Source organism: Azospirillum cavernae, assembly GCF_003590795.1.
In the GTDB taxonomy this organism is placed as follows: Bacteria; Pseudomonadota; Alphaproteobacteria; order Azospirillales; family Azospirillaceae; genus Azospirillum; species Azospirillum cavernae.
In genome coordinates this window covers 2,175,110-2,191,924 of sequence record NZ_QYUL01000001.1, presented here as the reverse complement: position 1 = coordinate 2,191,924, position 16,815 = coordinate 2,175,110, and the positions used below count along the sequence as shown (strand labels likewise).

Sequence of the window (16,815 nt, the reverse complement as noted above, 5' to 3'; positions counted from 1 at the left end):
CGCACAGGAGGCCATCGCCATGAACATCATGGGCGACAACGGGCAAGCCTTGCCCGCGTTATCACCGACCGACATCGACACCACGATCAATCACGAGCCGCGCATCCGCGACCTCCGGCTTGCCGAAGCGTTGGGGATGGTGGACCCTCATGATATTCGTCGGTTGATCGAACGCCACATGGCCGCGCTCATGACCTTCGGAGAGGTTTTCCGGGATGTCCCGGAAAATCGCAGTTCGCGGCAGGCGCCGCACACTCCAGATGAACCTATTTCCGACGCTGATCGGAAACTCCGCCGCACGGCGGAGTTTCCCCGCCGACGTGGACGCCCGAGCAAAGGCGCCTTCCACCTCACCAAAAAGCAAGCGCTCTACATCACGGCGAAGTCGGACACCGAACGCTCCGCGTTGGTGACGATCCAGATGGTCGAAGTGTTCGACGCCGCGACCGGCGCCAGAACCACCGGATTGCCCGGCACGCTGGCGCCCGAGGAAGAATCGATGGTCATGGCCTACCGCAGCTTGGGACGCGACGACCAGATCCGGCTGCGCGCGCTGCTGACGCCGCCGATCGGCGCGAACTCAATCCCCGAAACCCGCAACCCGCCTTTCTGCGCCGCGTGCAAGGCGGCGGATTTCTGGCGTCGCGGCATCGACACCGACCTGGACCCCAACCCCCTGCTGTCCAGCCCCCTGACCAATTCCGACCTGCGCGTCATCAAGACCATGCGCACCCTGGTCGCCAGAGAAATCGACCGAACCATCGGCCTGCGCATCCTCGACGCCACCATCGCGATGCAAAAGGCCTTCCGCCCCGACCGAGAAACCGAATAACCACCCCACCACCCCCAACCGTGGGCGCGGCGACCATCCCACCGCCAGCCCACGGTAGAGGCCGCTGAAGCACTCTTGTCCCGACGATTGGACGAACCCATCCGGTTTTGGTGGACAGTTGTTGCCTGTAGGGGGCTGACAGACCGAATCACCCCAAAATTGACGGTCTATGCCCCAACGTTGCCGTTCCCTGTGACTCCATCAACGATCACTGTCAAAAATCCTTCTACATGCAAGAAGAGATACTTGAAGCGCCGCGAGTCGCTCCGTCCAATCGGAGAAATGTGGGCTGAGCGTTTCCACGATCCCCTTCGGCAGATCGCAAGAAATGCTATGAAGACTATCGAAAATTTCTTTTGCTTTCTGGCCGTCAATCATACCAGAGTTTTTGGCCTCCGTGATTTCGTTCACAGCTCCTTGCATCCCTTGCGCGTCGAAGGTGACAAGGGCATGTATGATTAACCCAGGCACAAGGTCCTTTATTCGATGAACAGCATCACTATAAAAAAATCCCTCTTTATCGGAATCACGCACACGGTCGATACTGCTCACAAATTCATTGATAGTCTCGTGATCGTCTTGGTCGGTTGTTTCACACATAGCGACGAAGCGGCGAAAGATATGACCGAATGAGAGAAAATATCGAAAAATACTATATTTATCACCTCGAATAATTTTGGAAAGACGTGTTACGAGCTTTATCCACTCATCATCCGTGCGCGCGCCTTCAGCGATCCATTGCGCCCAAACCAACTGCGCCAGCAACAAGCGATCTATCAATACCTGTCGCCGCCAATTAGCCATGGCCGTGTCCTCAGAGCCATATTCACTCAAAATAGTGCGGGCCTCCGCCCTGTCCTTTTTCCACAAATCATCGGGCATGCGTCGCCATTCGATTGGCGCTCGTGATGCATCAATATCTTTAGAATAATTTGCAAATACTGTTAAATAGCTTCTTGCTGCGTACAAATCATTAACCCATGCGACATAGCTCACGTTGGAAGCCAGAAATCCAACAAATATTAGCCGAGTCTCGGCGCTCTGTTGAAAAGCCCGCCACGGATCGTCAAATTCAGCCCCGTGGTAAAGTGCGTTCAGTGGGTATCCAAGCGCCCACTCCCCCCGTTTCACGAACTCGCGGTGTGCGATTGATTCAATTTTTCCTTCTTCATGTGAGCGGCGAGAGACGCGATACAGCAGCAATCCTATCGCCTCCGCGAAGACGCGAACAATCTCAGGGGGGAATCTATCCGTAACCGCGTGCCGACAAGCTTGAGCCAGCTTCACCGCGATGTTAGAGGCAAATTCCGGTGATTTTTGCAGAGCGCCTGCCGCGACCCAACTTAAGGAATGGACCGGATCAACCCAATTCCTCAGCAATGACATCATCGGATTTTTCGTTGCATAGTTTCCATTCGTGGTCATCGACGCCCGCAACAGTACATGCAGCATATCCAATAATTCGCTGAACGCCGCATCAGCGTCCGCAGGGGTCCCAGTAAGAATTTGATGTTCCACGTCTGACCCAAGAGCCTCCAGCAACGCGCTTGGGCGAAAGCGTGACTTTCCAAACGACGCCCTCCCGCCGATTTTCAAGGATGAACGCAGTAAGATTCTACCAATTAAATCCGGGCGCTTGTCTACGAGGAAATGTTGGCCAGACTTGCAGTCACTCCCTAAATAAAAGGCAATCCCCACCACCGTCGATTTGTCACCGTTACGGAAGCGAAGCCAGCGCAGCGCGATCCGTAAAACCGTCGTTCGGACGTCGTTTATCCGACCTGCGCGCGCAAATCCGAACCACGACTCGTTAAGGGGAGGCACCCACCCGACGGTCCAGGTCCCGGCGAGACCACTCGCTTCAAGTTCCTGGCGGAACTCATACCAGAGGTCCCTAAGACGATTGTCGCCTATTTCCTCATCGAATCCGAACCAAGCAATTGCCCTCTTGCGCAGCCGGATGCGGCCCTCGTTTGAGACCAGATCAAGGGCGGTATGGATGAAATGCACATAACCAGCCAAGTTAGCCAGAAACCAGATCCCCGCAATAGCGAGAATATATGGACGAGCACCACTTAGCATCGGACCAGCGATGATTTCATGCGGCCATGAAAATAGAGAAAACATCACGGCAGTGAGCAAAAGAGAGCTTGATGTGATCTCACGCGGCCTGCCAATATCAAGCAAAATAGCAAGATCGAATTCACGCCCTTTGACCGACCGCGCGCTCAGCAGCAATTGAGCACCGGCTATAATGACTGGGATCGCAAGTGCAACCAAAGTTACCTGCGCGGAAATTATGTAGCTGGCAATGTCCTTGACGGTTCCAGCCTGTGACTCCTCCAGAGAAAGCGGTATATAGACTGAAGCAATGCAAGAAATAATAGTATAAAGCATGAAATTAATTGGCAGTACTACCCAATTTTTGTTGGTGAATAGGCGGCATACATTATAGCCAAATCCACTAGAAAGCGCCATAATATCTTTGTTTTTGCGCCGGTGGTCCCGAAGTTCACGCCAGACAGAACCAACAATACTTCCCATCATGACATCACCTCGAAAAATAGATGGATCGTTTCCGATCCGCCGGCATCACCCAGAATGTCTTCCGCTTACTCAAAAGCATGGATTGCTTAAATACACAGGAGCTATCGCCAAAGGATAGGCTCACGCACAATATCGCAGCTTTGGTTTGACCGCCGATGAAAAATCACCCGCAAGCTGGCCGCCGAGCGACTCAGGCGCGCGCCACCGGCACATCGTCCAGTTTGGTGGTGTAGCTGGGCGACCGCTGTTCCTGCCGCATGCGCCACGCCCGGCCCATGGTGGCGGCGGGCGCCAGCGTGTCCCGCCCCATCCGCTGGTTGATGGTGTCGAGCGCCGCCATCAGCCGGGCGCCGCGTTGCCGGTCGGCGGCGTTCAGCAGATCGGGTTGCCGATTCGCCACCGGCAGCAGGCCGGACAGGATCACCCCCGCCTTGGCGAACGGGAAGCCGTCGCGCCCGATGCGCCGGGCCGCGCCCGATGCGCCGGGCCGCGCCGGTGGCGATTGCGGTTCGCACACGGCGTCCTCCGTGGACTGACAGGGTTCGTCAGGATGACTCAAAATAAGAACTTCTCAAGAACATTGGTGGGTTGACAGGAGGTTCCGGCGGCTTGAAAGACCAGAAGAAAGATAAATTCCCATCATGGTAATGATCCGAAAGGAATTGGTAATATCTATGGGCAAACAATCCTAGATTCTGGCTGTTTCCAACCCGCTGCGGGAAATTCGGGAGGTTGTCCATGTCCACCGCCGTGCCGCTGCTTCCCGTCTTTATGGCCTATCAAGGGCGCGCGCCCTTCGCCGAGGCCGAAGAGGTCGACGCGATCATGGGATACGAGGAGCGTCTTTTGTCCCAAGGCGAGATCGTTTCGCCCGACGATCTGTTCGCCAAGGCCCGCTACATCCAGGACACCGGGCGGATCGACCCCAGCCTGATCCCGATGGAGGCCATCGACACCCTGGTGGCGGGCATCCTGCGGTTGATGGGGCCGACGTTGAGCCAGTCGGCTCCCTTGGGCACGGCGGCTTAAACCATGGCCGTCGCCTGCCATTCCCCCAAGCGGTCTATTGACCTGGAAGACCTTGTGGTCTGGGCGTGCCGCGACCAGAAGGCCCTGCGTGATGGAGCGACGCTGCATGTGGTTGAGGCCGCCGCACAGTTCGCCATCGGCAACCAGCGCCGCCGCTTGTCGGGCGCCGACTATCCCGGCAGTTGGGGCGTGGACAGCTGCGTGCGTGTCGCAGCGATCGGGGCGATTGGCGCCCGTCTGGACGGGAAAGGGCCAACGCGGGGGATTGCTCCACGTTTGGCCCCCGACGCCGAGGCCGTCGCAACCGCCATTGAAGCGTTGCCCAGCGGCGAACGACGGTTGGTCCGGTCTCATGGTTCCATCGGCACGCGCCCGGACTGGTTGCCGCTTCAGCAGCCGTTGGTCGCGGCGATGCGGCCATCGGATCGGCCAGGCCGCTACCGCCATGAAGTGGCCGAGGAATGGCAGCCGACGCCGCTGCGGTCGGAGGTCGCTGCGCGTTATCTGGCCTGCGGTCGGTCTCTGTTCGACGCGCAAGGCCGTCGGCGGTTGGTGGAAGAGGAAAACGGATTCCGCTTTCGCGCGGTGGACGACGGGCGAGAGCTGTTGGTGCGCTGGTGCCCGGTGGAACCGGAGCACAGCGACGCGGAGATCATCGAAACGAACTGCGACTATGCCGAGTGGCACGATGGGCTGACGCGGTTGATGGGACTGCTCGCGGGTCGATTGCAGGATCACCGGATTTCAGGGTTGCTCGCGCTCGCTCGACCGTGGGAACAAATGCCTTGATAGGAAGTTAATCCATTGACATACTGAGGCGGACAAATTCCGCCCAAATGAAGACCCGCTGGCTACGGCCACGCGGGTCTTCTGCTGTCTGGGCTGGCTGGATTCGCTCATGCACAATGATATTGATGCGCGCTCCGACGGTACAGTGCCTGCCAGGGTGCCGGTCGGGCTTGGCGATGCCTTGCCCATCGGCGCTCTGCAAGAGCGGTTGATCGACAGCTTTTTGGCCGGTCGAAAGGCCAATACCATCGCGGCTTACCGCCGCGATCTGGAGGATTTCCGAGCATTCGTCGCAGGCCAACCTGGTATGGCGGTGTATGCCGATACCGTTGATCGTGTCGCCCGCGAGCTGCTGGGCCTCTCTGCTGGTCAAGCCAACGCTCTTGCACTCGGCTATCGGTCGGCGCTGCTGGCGCGTGGGCTGTCACCTGCGACCATCAATCGTCGGCTCGCTGCTCTGCGTTCACTCGTCAAGCTGGGCGCCACGATTGGCCTGGTCAGCTGGGATCTTGAAGTGGAGAACGTCGATGGTGCCTCATACCGCGACACACGCGGCCCAGGCCGGGATGGGGTGCGCGCGATCCTCAACCATGCGCAGGATCGGGCAGACGCCAAGGGAGTGCGAGATACTGCCATTGTTCGGTTGTTGCACGATACGGCGCTGCGGCGTGGTGAAGTGGTGTCCCTCAATATGGAGCACTATGACCCGGCAACTGCCACGCTGTCGATTCTGGGTAAAGGGCGTCACCAGCGCGAAACGATCACGCTGCCGGCCGCCACCAAAGCGGCGCTGGATAGTTGGATCGATGTGCGCGGTCGTCAGCCCGGCCCAATCTTCTTCCGGTTGGACAATGCCGGTGCAGGCGATGGCCGTCTGACGGGCACGGCTGTCCACCAGATTGTGCGGCTGCTTGGTGAGGATATCGGGATCCAGACGAGACCGCACGGCTTGCGCCATGCCGCTATCACCAGCGCATTGGATGCAACAAACGGCAACATTCGGGCCGTACAGAGTTTCGCACGTCATCGAGACCCGCGCGTGACCCTGCGCTATGACGACAACAGGGCCGATTTGGCCGGTCAAACCGCTTGTTTGGTCGCTGAAGACTGACGGAGCCGCTCAGCACCTCAGAGCGTAAAGCTGAGCTTGCGAAAAGGATGATTATCGCAAGCTGAAACGTTACACGGTCGACCAATCGTCGTTACACGCTCCGCCCGCGCATCACGAAAAACATCAAGGATTACAACGATGTCTCAGTCGGCTCCACAATTGGAAACCGTCAAGGTCGGTGTAACGCCGGAGGTGGCGCGCCCCGATTATTACGAGGATGCGCGGGGCCGGATGATTCCGGCGCGGCTGGTGAAAGCGCAGGATCTTCTGGAAGACCAGTTGGTCCGCGATCTGCTGAATCAGGCGGATTCCCTGTCGGGATTGATCGCCGCGTTCAAATCGACGGTGTTCAGCGAGGTGGGCGCTTTCCTGGCGATTTTGACGGATCAGTACAAAGCGAAGCGCGGCGGCAAAAAAGGAAACATGACCTTCACGAGCCTGGACGGAAAGCTCAAGGTGCAGGTTGCCGTCGCGGATCACATGACGTTCGGCCCGCAACTGCAAATCGCCAAGGGTTTGATTGACGAATGCATCGGCGATTGGAGCCAGGGGGTGAACGCGAACATCCGCGTTCTGGTGGATCACGCCTTTTCCGTCGACAAAGAGGGGCAGGTGTCGCGGGAGAAAATCTTCGCGTTGCGTCGGGTCGACATCACGGATGATCGGTGGCGCCAGGCGATGGACGCGATTTCCGACAGCATCCGCGTCGAGGGGACCAAGACCTACGTCCGCTTTTACCGCCGTGATTCCCAAGAATCGCCATGGCGAGCGATCACGCTCGATCTGGCCAACGCCTGATCCGCGTCGGCGGATCGCCGGGCACGCAAACCGGGATTATCTCCATGCTTCACACTGTGACCGTTGGCGCGGCGACGCTGATGTTGGGCGACTGCATCGAACGGATGCGGGAACTGGACGACGCTTCCGTCTCGCTGGTTCTGACCGACGTGCCTTATTCAAGCGGGGCGACGAGCGAGGCCGGACGCACCGCTTTAGGTAAGACCATGACTCGCTCGACCAAAGGCGATCCGGCCCGGTGGTTCGGGTCGGACAGTCTCAGCACGCGGGGCTTCCTGCATCTGCTGCGGGGCTGCGCGCTGGAATGGCGGCGCGTGCTGAAGCCCGGCGGCCACGCCCTGTGCTTCATCGATTGGCGGATGGGCGACCATTTGGCCGACGCGGTGGATCCCGGCGCGCCGGACGATCTGTGGCTGCGCGGGGCCGCCGGGGACGCGATGGAGAGCGCCGATCTGCGTCGGGTCGGGCTGCTGGTGTGGGACAAAACCTATTTCGGGATGGGGACGCATTTCCGGCTTCAGCACGAGCTGATCCACCATTTCAGCAAGGGCAAGGGCGACCCGCCGCTGCGCCGCGACATGGCCAACATCCTGCGTCATCCGCCGGTGCGGAAGGGGCTGCATCCGACGGAGAAGCCGGTGGGGCTGCTGACCGACCTGATCGGCACGCTGTGCCCGGTTGGCGAGACCGTTCTGGACTGCTTCGCGGGTAGCGCCTCGACTGGGGAGGCGGCGCTGTCGAGTGGCCGCCGCTTCATCGGCGTCGAGCGGGACGAGCGCTATTTCGAGGCGGGTTGGAAGCGACTGGCCGGGCTGGTCAAGGAGAATGCGGCATGACCATGCAACTGGATGACCTGGTGCACGGTCTCAACGGTCGGGCTACGGTCGACGGGGTGATCGTCGCTTTGTTCTCGACGATGGGGCTGTGGTTGGACGCGCTGCGCGGTCCAGCCCAGGAGCTGGCGTTCTGGGGCACGGTGGTTCTCGTCCTTGGCCGGTTGGTTCTGTTGGCCTTGGATTTTCGCGACCGCCGCCGACGGAACCGGCTGGCGGAATCGTTCACGGGTGAACGGTGAAGGGCTGTGTTTGACATCGATGTCAAAGCGGACCTGAAGCCGCTTCAGACAACGCTGAGCGATCTGGCCAAGAAGCAAATTCCCTTTGCAACCGCCCGCGCCTTGACCGCCGTGGCGAAGCGGGTCCAAAGGGCCGAAAAGGATGCTCTCAGCGAAGTCTTTGACCGACCGACGCTGTTCACGCAGCGCTCGATCGGCGTGACGGCGGCGAAGAAGGCGGACTTGACGGCCACGGTCTTCGTCAAGGACATCGCGGCGCAGTATCTGGAACCCTTCGAGACGGGCGGTCAGCATCACCTGCCGCCTTCCAAGCGAGGCGGCACGCTGTTCAACCCGAAGGCGGTCGATCTGAACCAGTACGGCAACCTGCCCAAGGGCAAGCTCCGCCGGTTGGCCGCCCGGCCCGACACCTTCGTCGGGACCATCAACTTCCGCTCTGGCCAGACGGTCAGCGGGGTCTGGCGGCGACCGAAGCGGGACTACCGGCGGGCGGACCCCAAGCGCGGCTATTGGCGCGATTACGGGACCAAGGGCAAGCTGCGGAAGGTGGACGGCGTGCTGACCGGGCTGAAGCTGCTGGTCCGGTTCGGCGACGCGCTGCCCGTCAAGCAGCGCCTGGGCTACAGCGAGCGGGCCAAGGACGTGGTGCGGGCCTCGCTGAAGGCCGAGTTCGACAAGGCCATGGGCGCGGCTCTGGCGACAGCAAGGAAGTGATGGGGCCGGAGGGGGCGCCCCCCTCAATGGGTCCTTCCCAAGGGGGTTGGCACACGCGGGCATTGCACACCGCAGGCTCTGGCTCTCGTTGAGCAAAAAAAACGTGTTACACGGTCCGTTACACGCTCCCGCAGGAGGGAAAAAGCGGAGCGAAATCAATGCACTCATCTGCGAAGCGTGTAACGCCCGGATCGACCGGCGTTACACCGCCGCGTTACACGCCCGCCGCGATGATCGGGAAAGCGGCCCTGGCGGAAGCGCTGGGCTGGACCCGGCCCAAGCTGGACCGGCGGCTGGAGTCCGACGCCCGCTTCCCGGTGGTGACGCGCGGCACGAAAGCCGGTGGTTGGGAGTTCGATCTGGCGGCGGTCCGGGCCTATCTGGATCCAGAGGAGCCACCCGCTCCTCCTCCCCGATCCGCCCGGCCCCGACCGCCGCCACGTCGCCCGGCGCCGCCTCCGCCGAGCGACGATGTCGATGTCGACCTGGAGGAGATCGACGATGACCCGCCCCCGGCGCGTCGGCGAGCGCCCGCCCAGCACGCCGGTGAGAGCACGGCCAAGCAGCGCAAGGACGCCGCCCAGGCGGCGATGCTGGAGGACAAGCTCCGCCTTTCTCGGGATGAGTTGGTGGAGGCGGAGGAGATGCGCACGGTGCTGGCCACCCTGCTGTCTCGCCTGTCCAAGGGGATCGACGGCATCCCCGTCTTGATGGTCAAGCGGCTCGGCCTGGACGAGGACGCCCTGCCGGTGTTGCGGGAACTGGTCGACGATCTGCGCGGCCAAATGGTGATCGACCTTCAAAAGGCGTTGCGGGATGACCGAACCTGAGTTCGCGTCGGCTTGGGTCTTGGCCGAGGAGGCCCTGGCCGCCCTGAAGCCCCCAGAGCGTCGGACTGTGGCGGAGTTCGCCGAGATGCGGCGGGTGCTGGCCAACGAGGGCGGCGGCTTTGTCGGCAAATGGCGCAACGACCAGGTGCCCTACGTCGTCGAGCCGATGGAGTGCCTGACCTCGCTGGATCACCTGACCGTCGCCGTGATCGGGCCGGGCCAGAGCGCGAAGACCACCATCGCGGAGAATTGGCTGCTGCACGCCGTCGCGTCGGACCCGGCCAACCTGCTTTGGTACATGCAGACCGACCAGGCGGTGGAGGCCTACGTCAAGTCGCGCATCAACCCGATGATCGAGGCGCATGAGGACATGGCGTCCCGCCTTGGGACGCGGTCGGTCGACGACAGCCTGCACTTCAAGAATTTCCGCACCATGCGCGCGGAGTTCCTGCCTGCGACCAAGCGCAACCTGATCAACAAGTCCGCGCCGCGCATCGTCGCCGACGAGATCGACGCCTATGGCGAGATGGGCGACGTCAAGGCCCTGCTGGACATCCGCCGCCAGACCTTCGGTCGGCAGTCGATGATCCTGGCCGTGAGCCACCCCGACAAGGCCAAGGGCATGAATCCCGCCCGCGACTGGTCGGAGGGAATCATGGCCATGTACGCCGACAGCGACCGGCGGGTCTGGTACTGGCGCTGTCCGCATTGCGGGGCCTGGTCGTCACCGGCGCCGATCGCGGCCCGCGTCATGGCGCTGGACTACCCGGAGGAGGGCACGCTCGACGACATCGAGGCCGAAGCCCGCTTGCTGTGCCCGGTCAGCCAATGCCGGATCAGCGACGCGGAACGCCGTGGCATGCTCGCCAGCGGTCGCTGGGTGGGGGACGGCCAAACCATCGCGGAGGACGGCGTCGTCACCGGCGAACGGGCGCGGCGCGCCACCGCCGGGTTCTGGATCACCGGCACGATGTCGCCTTTCGTTTTGGGCGGCATCGGCGCGCTCGCCCGCGCCAAGGCCAAGGCGGAGCGCGAATTCGAGATGACCGGCGAAGACGAGACGCTGCGCCAGGTCATCGTGAAGCAGTTCGGCATCCCCTACGCCCCGCCGCGCAGCGTCGGGCTTCTGCTGGGGACGGACATCGCCGACCGTTGCTCGACCGATCTGCGCCTTGGCGCCGTGCCGGAAGGGGTCCGCTTCATCACCGCTTTCTGGGACGTCCAAATCGCGCATTTCGACATCCTGGTGCGGGGTTGGGGCGTGAAAGGGGAAAGCTGGGTGATCGACCGATTTCGGGTCGCTGGCGACCCGGCCACCAGCCCGGAGGATTGGGACCAGCTGGTGGAGGCGGTGGTGCTGAAGACCTACCCGCTGGCTGACGGCTCCGGTCGCCACATGGCGCTTCGCGCCGTCGGCTACGACTCCGGCGGCCAGCCCGGCGTGAGCCAGCAAGCCTATGACGCCTGGACGCGGTGGCGGAAGCGCCAACTGGTGAAGCGGTTCGGCACGATCGCCGGGCGTGACGTCTATTCGGTCATCCCGACCAAAGGCAGCTCCGCGTTGATGGCGCCACGGTTGAGCGTGACCTACCCGGACACCTCGGCCCAAGCGAACAAGAAATTCGGCTCGAACGGCACGGTGCCCGTGGCGGTGTTCAACCCAAACACCTTCAAGGATGACCTGAACGGTCAGCTCCAAAAGGCGGATGACGGCCCCTGGTCGGTCCATTTCCCGGCGGCGTTGCGGGCGAAAGCGCCGCCGCACCCCTGGTTCGAGCAGCTGGTCGCCGAGATCCGGCTGCCGTCGGGCCGATGGGAGAAGCACAGCCGGTCAGCGCGCAACGAGGCCTTGGACACCATGGTCGGCAACCATGTCGTCGCGCACCTGCACGGCCTGAACCGCATCAATTGGGAGCGACCGCCGAGCTGGGCCGCGCCATGGGATGAAAATTCCCTGGTCTTCACCCCCGAGCAGGTGAAGGCCGCAGAGGTCGCTTCGGTCTTTTCGACCCTGGCGACCGTCGTTTCCGCCGTTGCGGGCGTTCCGCAACCGCCGTCGCCCCGGCGCAGCCTGTCCAGCCGCCTGGCCTGAAGGACCTGACATGATCGACACGTCCAGCGGCATCCTGGCCGGGATGACCGAGGCGCAATTGCGCGCCGCGCTCGCCACCGCGCAGAAGGCCTACATCGACCTCCAGATCGGTCAGAAAGTGGTCTCCGTCTCCTACGCGCAGGGCAACGGCTCCCGCTCGATCACCTATCAGCCGACCGATCTGCCGCAGATCACGGCGCTGATCCAGGCGATCCAGCGTCAGCTTGGCATCGGCTCCAGTCGTCGAGCCGTCAGCTTCCTCTATCGGTAAGGCCGCCATGACCAACGTCATTCTCTACGGGCCGGACGGCGTCACGCCGCTGTCCGCGCCGCCCCGGCGCGCCTCGATGCTGGCCGGTGGCGGTTCGACCCCCTACGACGCCGCCGACACCCAGGGCGAGCATCTGGCCGCGTGGCAGCCCTATCTTGGCTCTGCGGACAGCGACCTGACCCCGTACCGCGACCGCATCGTGTCGCGGGTGCGGGACCTGGTGCGCAACGACGGCTGGGCCTCTGGAGCCGTCACCCGCATTCTGGACAACGCGGTCGGCGCGACCTTCCGACCGATCGCCAAGCCCGATTACCGGGCGCTCGCCCTGATGACCGGCAACAAGGGATTCGACGCGGCCTGGGCCGACGCGTTTGGGCGCGCGGTGGAAGCGGGCTGGCGCACGTGGGCGGACGATCCTGGTCATTACTGCGACGCGCAGCGGCAACGCAGCATGGCGCAGCTGCTCCGTCTGGCGTTCCGACACAAGCTGGTCGATGGCGACGCCCTGGCCGGCCTGCCGTGGATGCCGGAGCGGATTGGGCGCGGTCGAGCGAAATATTGCACCGTGGTGCAGCTGATCGACCCGGACCGGCTGTCCAACCCGCAGATGCAGTTTGACCAGCGCCATCTGCGCGGCGGCGTCGAGATTGACGAACATGGGGCGGCGGTCGCCTACCACGTCCGCAAGGCCCATCAGAATGATTGGTATTCGGGAAGCGACAGCGTCGCCTGGTCGCGCATCCCACGCGAAACCGATTGGGGGCGCCCGCTCATCGTCCATGACTTTGACGCGGAGCGGGGCGAGCAGCATCGCGGCGGCGCCGGGGTGCTGACCCCGGTGATCCAGCGGCTCAAAATGCTCATCAAATATGATGGCACCGAGCTGGACGCCGCGATCGTCAACGCGATTTTCGGCGCCTACATCACCAGCCCGCACGACCCGTCGGTGGTGCAGGACGCCCTCGGCGCTGGGGATGGCGTCGGGGCCTACCAGGACGCCCGCGCCGACTACCACAAGGAACGCCGCACGGCGCTGGGCGGGGTCCGGATGCCGATCCTGTTCCCCGGCGAATCCATCAACACGGTGGCGGCGGCCCGCCCCACCAGCAACTTCGCGGCGTTCGAGGGGGCGGTGTTGCGCAACGCCGCCGCTGGGATCGGCATCAGCGCGCAGCAGCTCAGCAACGATTGGTCGGACGTCAATTATTCCAGCGCCCGCGCCGCCCTCCTTGAAGCGTGGAAGACGCTGACGCGGCGTCGCACCGACTTTGCCGTGGGATTCGCCTCGAAGGTCTACGCCGCCTGGCTGGAGGAAGCCATGGAGGTCGATAACCTGCCGATGCCGTCCGGCGTCGTCCCCGACTACCTCGACGCCCGTGGCGCGTACAGCCGATGCCGCTGGATGGGGCCGGGCCGAGGTTGGATCGATCCGGTGGCCGAAAAGCAGGGCGCGGTTCTCGGGATGGACGCCGCGCTCAGCACCTTGGAAGAGGAGTGCGCGGAAAACACCGGCCAGGATTGGGAGGAGGTGCTCGACCAGCGCGCCCGCGAAATGCAGGGGTTCAAGGAGCGGGGTCTCGAACCGCCCAGCTGGGCGAAGATGAACATTCCCGCCAACCAGGCGGCGGCGCCGCCGAAGAAACCGGACGCCCAATGACCCAGATGTTTGACATTGCCCGGCGGTTGTCGAACCGCCCGCTGGCGCTTGTGCGAACCGAGGTGGACCTGCTGGCCGCCGCGCTGCGCGGCGAGGCTCTGGCGCCGCAGGCGGTCTTCGGTCAGCCCGCCGAACGGGAGCGGCAGTATGGCCTGATTGACGGAGTGGCGATCATCCCTGTTCGTGGGGTTCTGTTTCAAGGCGCGGGGGCTGTTCCTGGGCGACCGGCTATGACTGGATCCGTCGGGGCTTCTTGGCCGCCCTGTCTGATTCCGAGGTTCGCGCCATTGTGTTGGACATCGACAGTCCCGGCGGCGAGGTGGCTGGATGCTTCGATCTGGCTGATACGATCCACGCGTCGCGCGGCATCAAGCCGATCGCCTCCATCCTGTCGGAAAGCGCCTATTCAGCGGCCTACGCGCTGGCGTCCTCTGCCGATCCCGGTCGGCTGTCTGTACCCCGAACCGGCGGCACCGGATCCATCGGCGTGATCTGGATGCACGTCGATTGGTCCAAAGCCCTGTCCGACTTCGGCCTGGCGGTGAGTTTCATCACCTACGGCGCGCCAAGGCCGATGGCCATGCCGAGATTCCGTTGTCCAAGGAGGCACGGGAGCGCTTCCAGGCCGATGTGGACATGATGGCGACCTGTTCGTCACAACGGTCGCGCGCAACCGCAACCTCTCGGCTGCCCAGGTCCGGGACACCGAGGCGCGACGTTCCTGGTCAAAAGGGCGTCGATCTGGGGCTGGCGGACGCAGTTCTGGCGCCGGACGCCGCCTTCCTGAGCCTGCTCCGACGAGCTGGGCTAACCCACCAAACCACACTGGAGACCGATCATGAAGCACTCGCCTTTCGCGAGCGCGGCGGGCGCGTTCGCCCACCTCTTGGGCCGCCGCCCCTCGGGCAAGCGAGCCGAAGAGGACCGCAAGGAGGACGAACAGTCCAAGCGGGCCGAAGAGGACGACGAGGAGCAGGAGGCGGAGGAGGACGGGGACGGCGAGGGCGACGGGGATGAGGAGGAAGACCCTGACGCCAAGGCTGAGGAATCGGACGACGATTCGGAGGACGATACGAAGAAGAAGGATGCGAAGAAGGCCAAGGGAGCGAAGGGAAAAACCTACGCCGCCGGTCGGTCCGACGAGCGCAAGCGTTGCGCCGCCATCTTCTCAAGCCCGCAGGCCGCCGGGCTGCCGCACGTCGCCGCTCAACTCGCCTTCTCGACCAACCTCAGTTCCGCGCAGGCCGTCGCCGTGATGGCGGGCGTCGCCATCACCGGCCAGCCAGAGGGCAAGCGCGGGCTGGGCGAGCGCATGGCCCATGTCGAAAGCCCCGCCGTCGGCCCCGACGGCGGCGGCGGCCCGGAGAAGGGCAGCGTCGCCGAAACGGTCGCGCGCATGACCAACGCCTACAACCGCGCCACCAGCGGCGCGGCCAAGAAGTGAGGAGCCGACCATGACCACCCTCTCCAGCTCGCCCTTCGCGCCGGGCACGGCCTCGAATGAGTTCGTGCCGGACCAATCGATCGCTGGTCGCCTGCAACTCGTGACCGACACCGTCACCGTGGTCAGCGGCCAGGTTCTGGCCCGTGGCGCGGTGTCGGCAAGATCACCGCGTCGGGCAAATACACCCTCAGCGCCGCCGCCGCCAACGACGGCAGCCAGGCGCCGTCCGTCATCCTGGCCGACGCGGTCGACGCCAGCGGCGGCGACAAGCTCGGCGTCTACCTCGCCGGTGAATTCAACGCCGGTCGTCTGGTTTTGGGCGCCGGCCACACCGCCAACAGCGTCAAGGACACGCTGCGCGACGCGGGCATTTACCTCAAGACGGCCGTCTCGGCCGCCGACCCGGCCTGATTGGAGGCATTCCCATGGACATTTACAGCACCGCCGTCCTGGTCGGCGTGGTTCCCAACCTGAAAACGGCGCAGAACTGGCTGCTGGACAGCTTCTTCCCGAACATCGTCACCAGCGACAAGGAGACGGTGGCCATCGACGTCGACGTCGGCCTGCGCCGCATGGCGCCCTTCGTCTCGCCGCTGGTCGCTGGCAAGCTCGTTGAGAGCCGCCGGATGCAGACCAACGAGTTCAAGCCCGCCTACATCAAGGACAAGCGCGCGCCCGATCTGCGCAGGCCGGTGCGGCGCCAGATCGGCGAGCGGATCGGCGGCGAGTTGAGCGGCGCCGAGCGCGAGATGGCCAACCTCCAACTGGAGATGGCCGACCAGATCGACATGCTGAACCGCCGCCTGGAATGGATGGCGTCGTCGGCGCTGTGCACCGGCGCCGTCACCATCAAGGGCGACGGCTTCCCGACCACGGTGATCGACTTCCAGCGCGATCCGGCCCTGACCGTGGCCCTGTCGGGCGTCGCCCGCTGGACCGCCGACGCCATCAAGAACGAAACGGCGTCGCCGACCACCGACCTCGACAATTGGGCCACGCTGGTCCTGAAGAAGTCGGGCGCGGTGGTGACGGACGTCGTGTTCACGACCAAGAGCTGGCAAGCCTTCATCAAGGACCCGGTTCTGAAGACGGCCAACTGGTACCCCGGCCAGGGCGGGGCCAACAGCATCCAGCTTGGCACGCAGGTGCAGCGCGGCGCGGTGTCCAAGGGCGTCTGGGGCCAATACCGGCTGTGGCTCTACAACGACTGGTTCATCGACCCGGACGACAATGTCGAGAAGCCGATGATCCCCGACGGCGGGGTGGTGCTGACCGGCCCCGACCTTCAGGGCACCCGCGCGTTCGGCATGATCCTGGATCCGGATCACGGCTATGGCCCGCTGGCCTACGCCCCGAAGTCGTGGGTCGAAAAGGACCCGGCCCAACGGCTGATCCTGATGCAGTCGGCCCCCGTCATCATCCCCTCCCGCGCCAACGGCGCGATGTTCGTGCAGGTGAATTGACATGGCTGAGAAACAGAACCCGGCCCCACGGGGCTGGTCGCGATCACCGTGGCGCCGCGCCGCGCCGTCCATCGGGCGGGCAAGGGCGAAGACGGGGAACCGACCTCGATCGCCCATGGCCCCGGCGAGACTCTGGACGTCGAGCCTGCCGAGGCCAAGCGCT

Annotated in this window: 18 protein-coding genes; 16 read left to right on the top strand and 2 right to left on the bottom strand. The window is 63.6% G+C overall.

Annotated elements, in window-relative coordinates; translation table 11 throughout:
* The first annotated feature begins 19 nt into the window (after nt 1–19).
* A complete protein-coding gene (locus D3877_RS10095; protein ID WP_119830454.1) occupies nt 20–832 on the top strand; it encodes a hypothetical protein in 813 nt (270 codons plus the stop codon).
* Between the two features lie 201 nt (nt 833–1,033).
* On the opposite strand, the gene D3877_RS29355 is transcribed toward D3877_RS10095, so the two are convergent.
* On the bottom strand, nt 1,034–3,379 hold the full coding sequence (locus D3877_RS29355) for a hypothetical protein (RefSeq protein ID WP_147395136.1): 2,346 nt from the start codon (nt 3,377–3,379) through the stop codon (nt 1,034–1,036).
* 190 nt (nt 3,380–3,569) lie between these two features.
* The gene (locus D3877_RS10090) at nt 3,570–3,896 is read right to left on the bottom strand and encodes a DUF4113 domain-containing protein (RefSeq protein ID WP_119830453.1); all 327 of its coding nucleotides are present in this window, start codon (nt 3,894–3,896) and stop codon (nt 3,570–3,572) included.
* Between the two features lie 221 nt (nt 3,897–4,117).
* On the opposite strand from D3877_RS10090, the gene D3877_RS10085 reads away from it, so the two are divergent.
* From D3877_RS10085 to D3877_RS10015, 15 genes are all read left to right on the top strand, one after another.
* Nucleotides 4,118–4,408, top strand: a complete 291-nt coding sequence (locus D3877_RS10085; RefSeq protein WP_119830452.1) for a hypothetical protein — start codon at nt 4,118–4,120, stop codon at nt 4,406–4,408.
* A 3-nt stretch (nt 4,409–4,411) separates the two neighbouring features.
* A complete protein-coding gene (locus D3877_RS10080) occupies nt 4,412–5,197 on the top strand; it encodes a hypothetical protein (RefSeq protein ID WP_119830451.1) in 786 nt (261 codons plus the stop codon).
* Nucleotides 5,198–5,306: 109 nt separating this feature from the next.
* Nucleotides 5,307–6,308 carry a tyrosine-type recombinase/integrase gene (locus tag D3877_RS10075; RefSeq protein ID WP_119830450.1) on the top strand — a complete coding sequence of 334 codons (1,002 nt, stop codon included), beginning with the start codon at nt 5,307–5,309 and terminating at the stop codon, nt 6,306–6,308.
* Between the two features lie 138 nt (nt 6,309–6,446).
* The gene (locus D3877_RS10070; protein WP_119829083.1) at nt 6,447–7,106 is read left to right on the top strand and encodes a DUF3164 family protein; all 660 of its coding nucleotides are present in this window, start codon (nt 6,447–6,449) and stop codon (nt 7,104–7,106) included.
* 44 nt (nt 7,107–7,150) lie between these two features.
* Nucleotides 7,151–7,942 carry a DNA-methyltransferase gene (locus D3877_RS10065; RefSeq protein WP_119830911.1) on the top strand — a complete coding sequence of 264 codons (792 nt, stop codon included), beginning with the start codon at nt 7,151–7,153 and terminating at the stop codon, nt 7,940–7,942.
* Nucleotides 7,939–8,181, top strand: coding sequence for a hypothetical protein (locus tag D3877_RS10060; RefSeq protein ID WP_119830449.1), 243 nt, complete (start codon nt 7,939–7,941; stop codon nt 8,179–8,181). Before D3877_RS10065 ends, D3877_RS10060 begins: the two co-directional genes overlap by 4 nt.
* 6 nt (nt 8,182–8,187) lie before the next feature.
* The gene (locus tag D3877_RS10055; protein WP_199720734.1) at nt 8,188–8,895 is read left to right on the top strand and encodes a hypothetical protein; all 708 of its coding nucleotides are present in this window, start codon (nt 8,188–8,190) and stop codon (nt 8,893–8,895) included.
* Between the two features lie 158 nt (nt 8,896–9,053).
* The gene (locus D3877_RS10050) at nt 9,054–9,725 is read left to right on the top strand and encodes a hypothetical protein (RefSeq protein WP_147395135.1); all 672 of its coding nucleotides are present in this window, start codon (nt 9,054–9,056) and stop codon (nt 9,723–9,725) included.
* Nucleotides 9,712–11,817 carry a terminase gpA endonuclease subunit gene (locus D3877_RS10045; RefSeq protein WP_119830447.1) on the top strand — a complete coding sequence of 702 codons (2,106 nt, stop codon included), beginning with the start codon at nt 9,712–9,714 and terminating at the stop codon, nt 11,815–11,817. Before D3877_RS10050 ends, D3877_RS10045 begins: the two co-directional genes overlap by 14 nt.
* Before the next feature lie 10 nt (nt 11,818–11,827).
* Nucleotides 11,828–12,088, top strand: coding sequence for a gpW family head-tail joining protein (gene gpW, locus D3877_RS10040; protein ID WP_119829089.1), 261 nt, complete (start codon nt 11,828–11,830; stop codon nt 12,086–12,088).
* A gap of 7 nt (nt 12,089–12,095) precedes the next feature.
* Complete coding sequence (locus D3877_RS10035) at nt 12,096–13,745, top strand: phage portal protein (RefSeq protein WP_119829090.1); 1,650 nt, start codon at nt 12,096–12,098, stop codon at nt 13,743–13,745.
* Between the two features lie 253 nt (nt 13,746–13,998).
* The gene (locus tag D3877_RS30540) at nt 13,999–14,385 is read left to right on the top strand and encodes a S49 family peptidase (protein ID WP_238474814.1); all 387 of its coding nucleotides are present in this window, start codon (nt 13,999–14,001) and stop codon (nt 14,383–14,385) included.
* 198 nt (nt 14,386–14,583) lie between these two features.
* Nucleotides 14,584–15,189 carry a hypothetical protein gene (locus tag D3877_RS30535; RefSeq protein ID WP_158599760.1) on the top strand — a complete coding sequence of 202 codons (606 nt, stop codon included), beginning with the start codon at nt 14,584–14,586 and terminating at the stop codon, nt 15,187–15,189.
* 75 nt (nt 15,190–15,264) lie between these two features.
* The gene (locus tag D3877_RS31025) at nt 15,265–15,600 is read left to right on the top strand and encodes a head decoration protein (RefSeq protein WP_199720772.1); all 336 of its coding nucleotides are present in this window, start codon (nt 15,265–15,267) and stop codon (nt 15,598–15,600) included.
* Between the two features lie 14 nt (nt 15,601–15,614).
* Nucleotides 15,615–16,652: a major capsid protein gene (locus D3877_RS10015; RefSeq protein ID WP_119829094.1), complete on the top strand. Its 1,038-nt coding sequence runs from the start codon at nt 15,615–15,617 to the stop codon at nt 16,650–16,652.
* Nucleotides 16,653–16,815 lie beyond the last annotated feature (163 nt).

Coding starts and splice junctions, on each gene's coding strand:
- D3877_RS10095 (WP_119830454.1), top strand. CDS start 20: ATGAACATCATGGGCGACAACGGGCAAGCCTTGCCCGCGTTATCACCG.
- D3877_RS29355 (WP_147395136.1), bottom strand. CDS start 3,379: ATGATGGGAAGTATTGTTGGTTCTGTCTGGCGTGAACTTCGGGACCAC.
- D3877_RS10085 (WP_119830452.1), top strand. CDS start 4,118: ATGTCCACCGCCGTGCCGCTGCTTCCCGTCTTTATGGCCTATCAAGGG.
- D3877_RS10080 (WP_119830451.1), top strand. CDS start 4,412: ATGGCCGTCGCCTGCCATTCCCCCAAGCGGTCTATTGACCTGGAAGAC.
- D3877_RS10075 (WP_119830450.1), top strand. CDS start 5,307: ATGCACAATGATATTGATGCGCGCTCCGACGGTACAGTGCCTGCCAGG.
- D3877_RS10070 (WP_119829083.1), top strand. CDS start 6,447: ATGTCTCAGTCGGCTCCACAATTGGAAACCGTCAAGGTCGGTGTAACG.
- D3877_RS10065 (WP_119830911.1), top strand. CDS start 7,151: ATGCTTCACACTGTGACCGTTGGCGCGGCGACGCTGATGTTGGGCGAC.
- D3877_RS10060 (WP_119830449.1), top strand. CDS start 7,939: ATGACCATGCAACTGGATGACCTGGTGCACGGTCTCAACGGTCGGGCT.
- D3877_RS10050 (WP_147395135.1), top strand. CDS start 9,054: ATGCACTCATCTGCGAAGCGTGTAACGCCCGGATCGACCGGCGTTACA.
- D3877_RS10045 (WP_119830447.1), top strand. CDS start 9,712: ATGACCGAACCTGAGTTCGCGTCGGCTTGGGTCTTGGCCGAGGAGGCC.
- gpW (WP_119829089.1), top strand. CDS start 11,828: ATGATCGACACGTCCAGCGGCATCCTGGCCGGGATGACCGAGGCGCAA.
- D3877_RS10035 (WP_119829090.1), top strand. CDS start 12,096: ATGACCAACGTCATTCTCTACGGGCCGGACGGCGTCACGCCGCTGTCC.
- D3877_RS30535 (WP_158599760.1), top strand. CDS start 14,584: ATGAAGCACTCGCCTTTCGCGAGCGCGGCGGGCGCGTTCGCCCACCTC.
- D3877_RS10015 (WP_119829094.1), top strand. CDS start 15,615: ATGGACATTTACAGCACCGCCGTCCTGGTCGGCGTGGTTCCCAACCTG.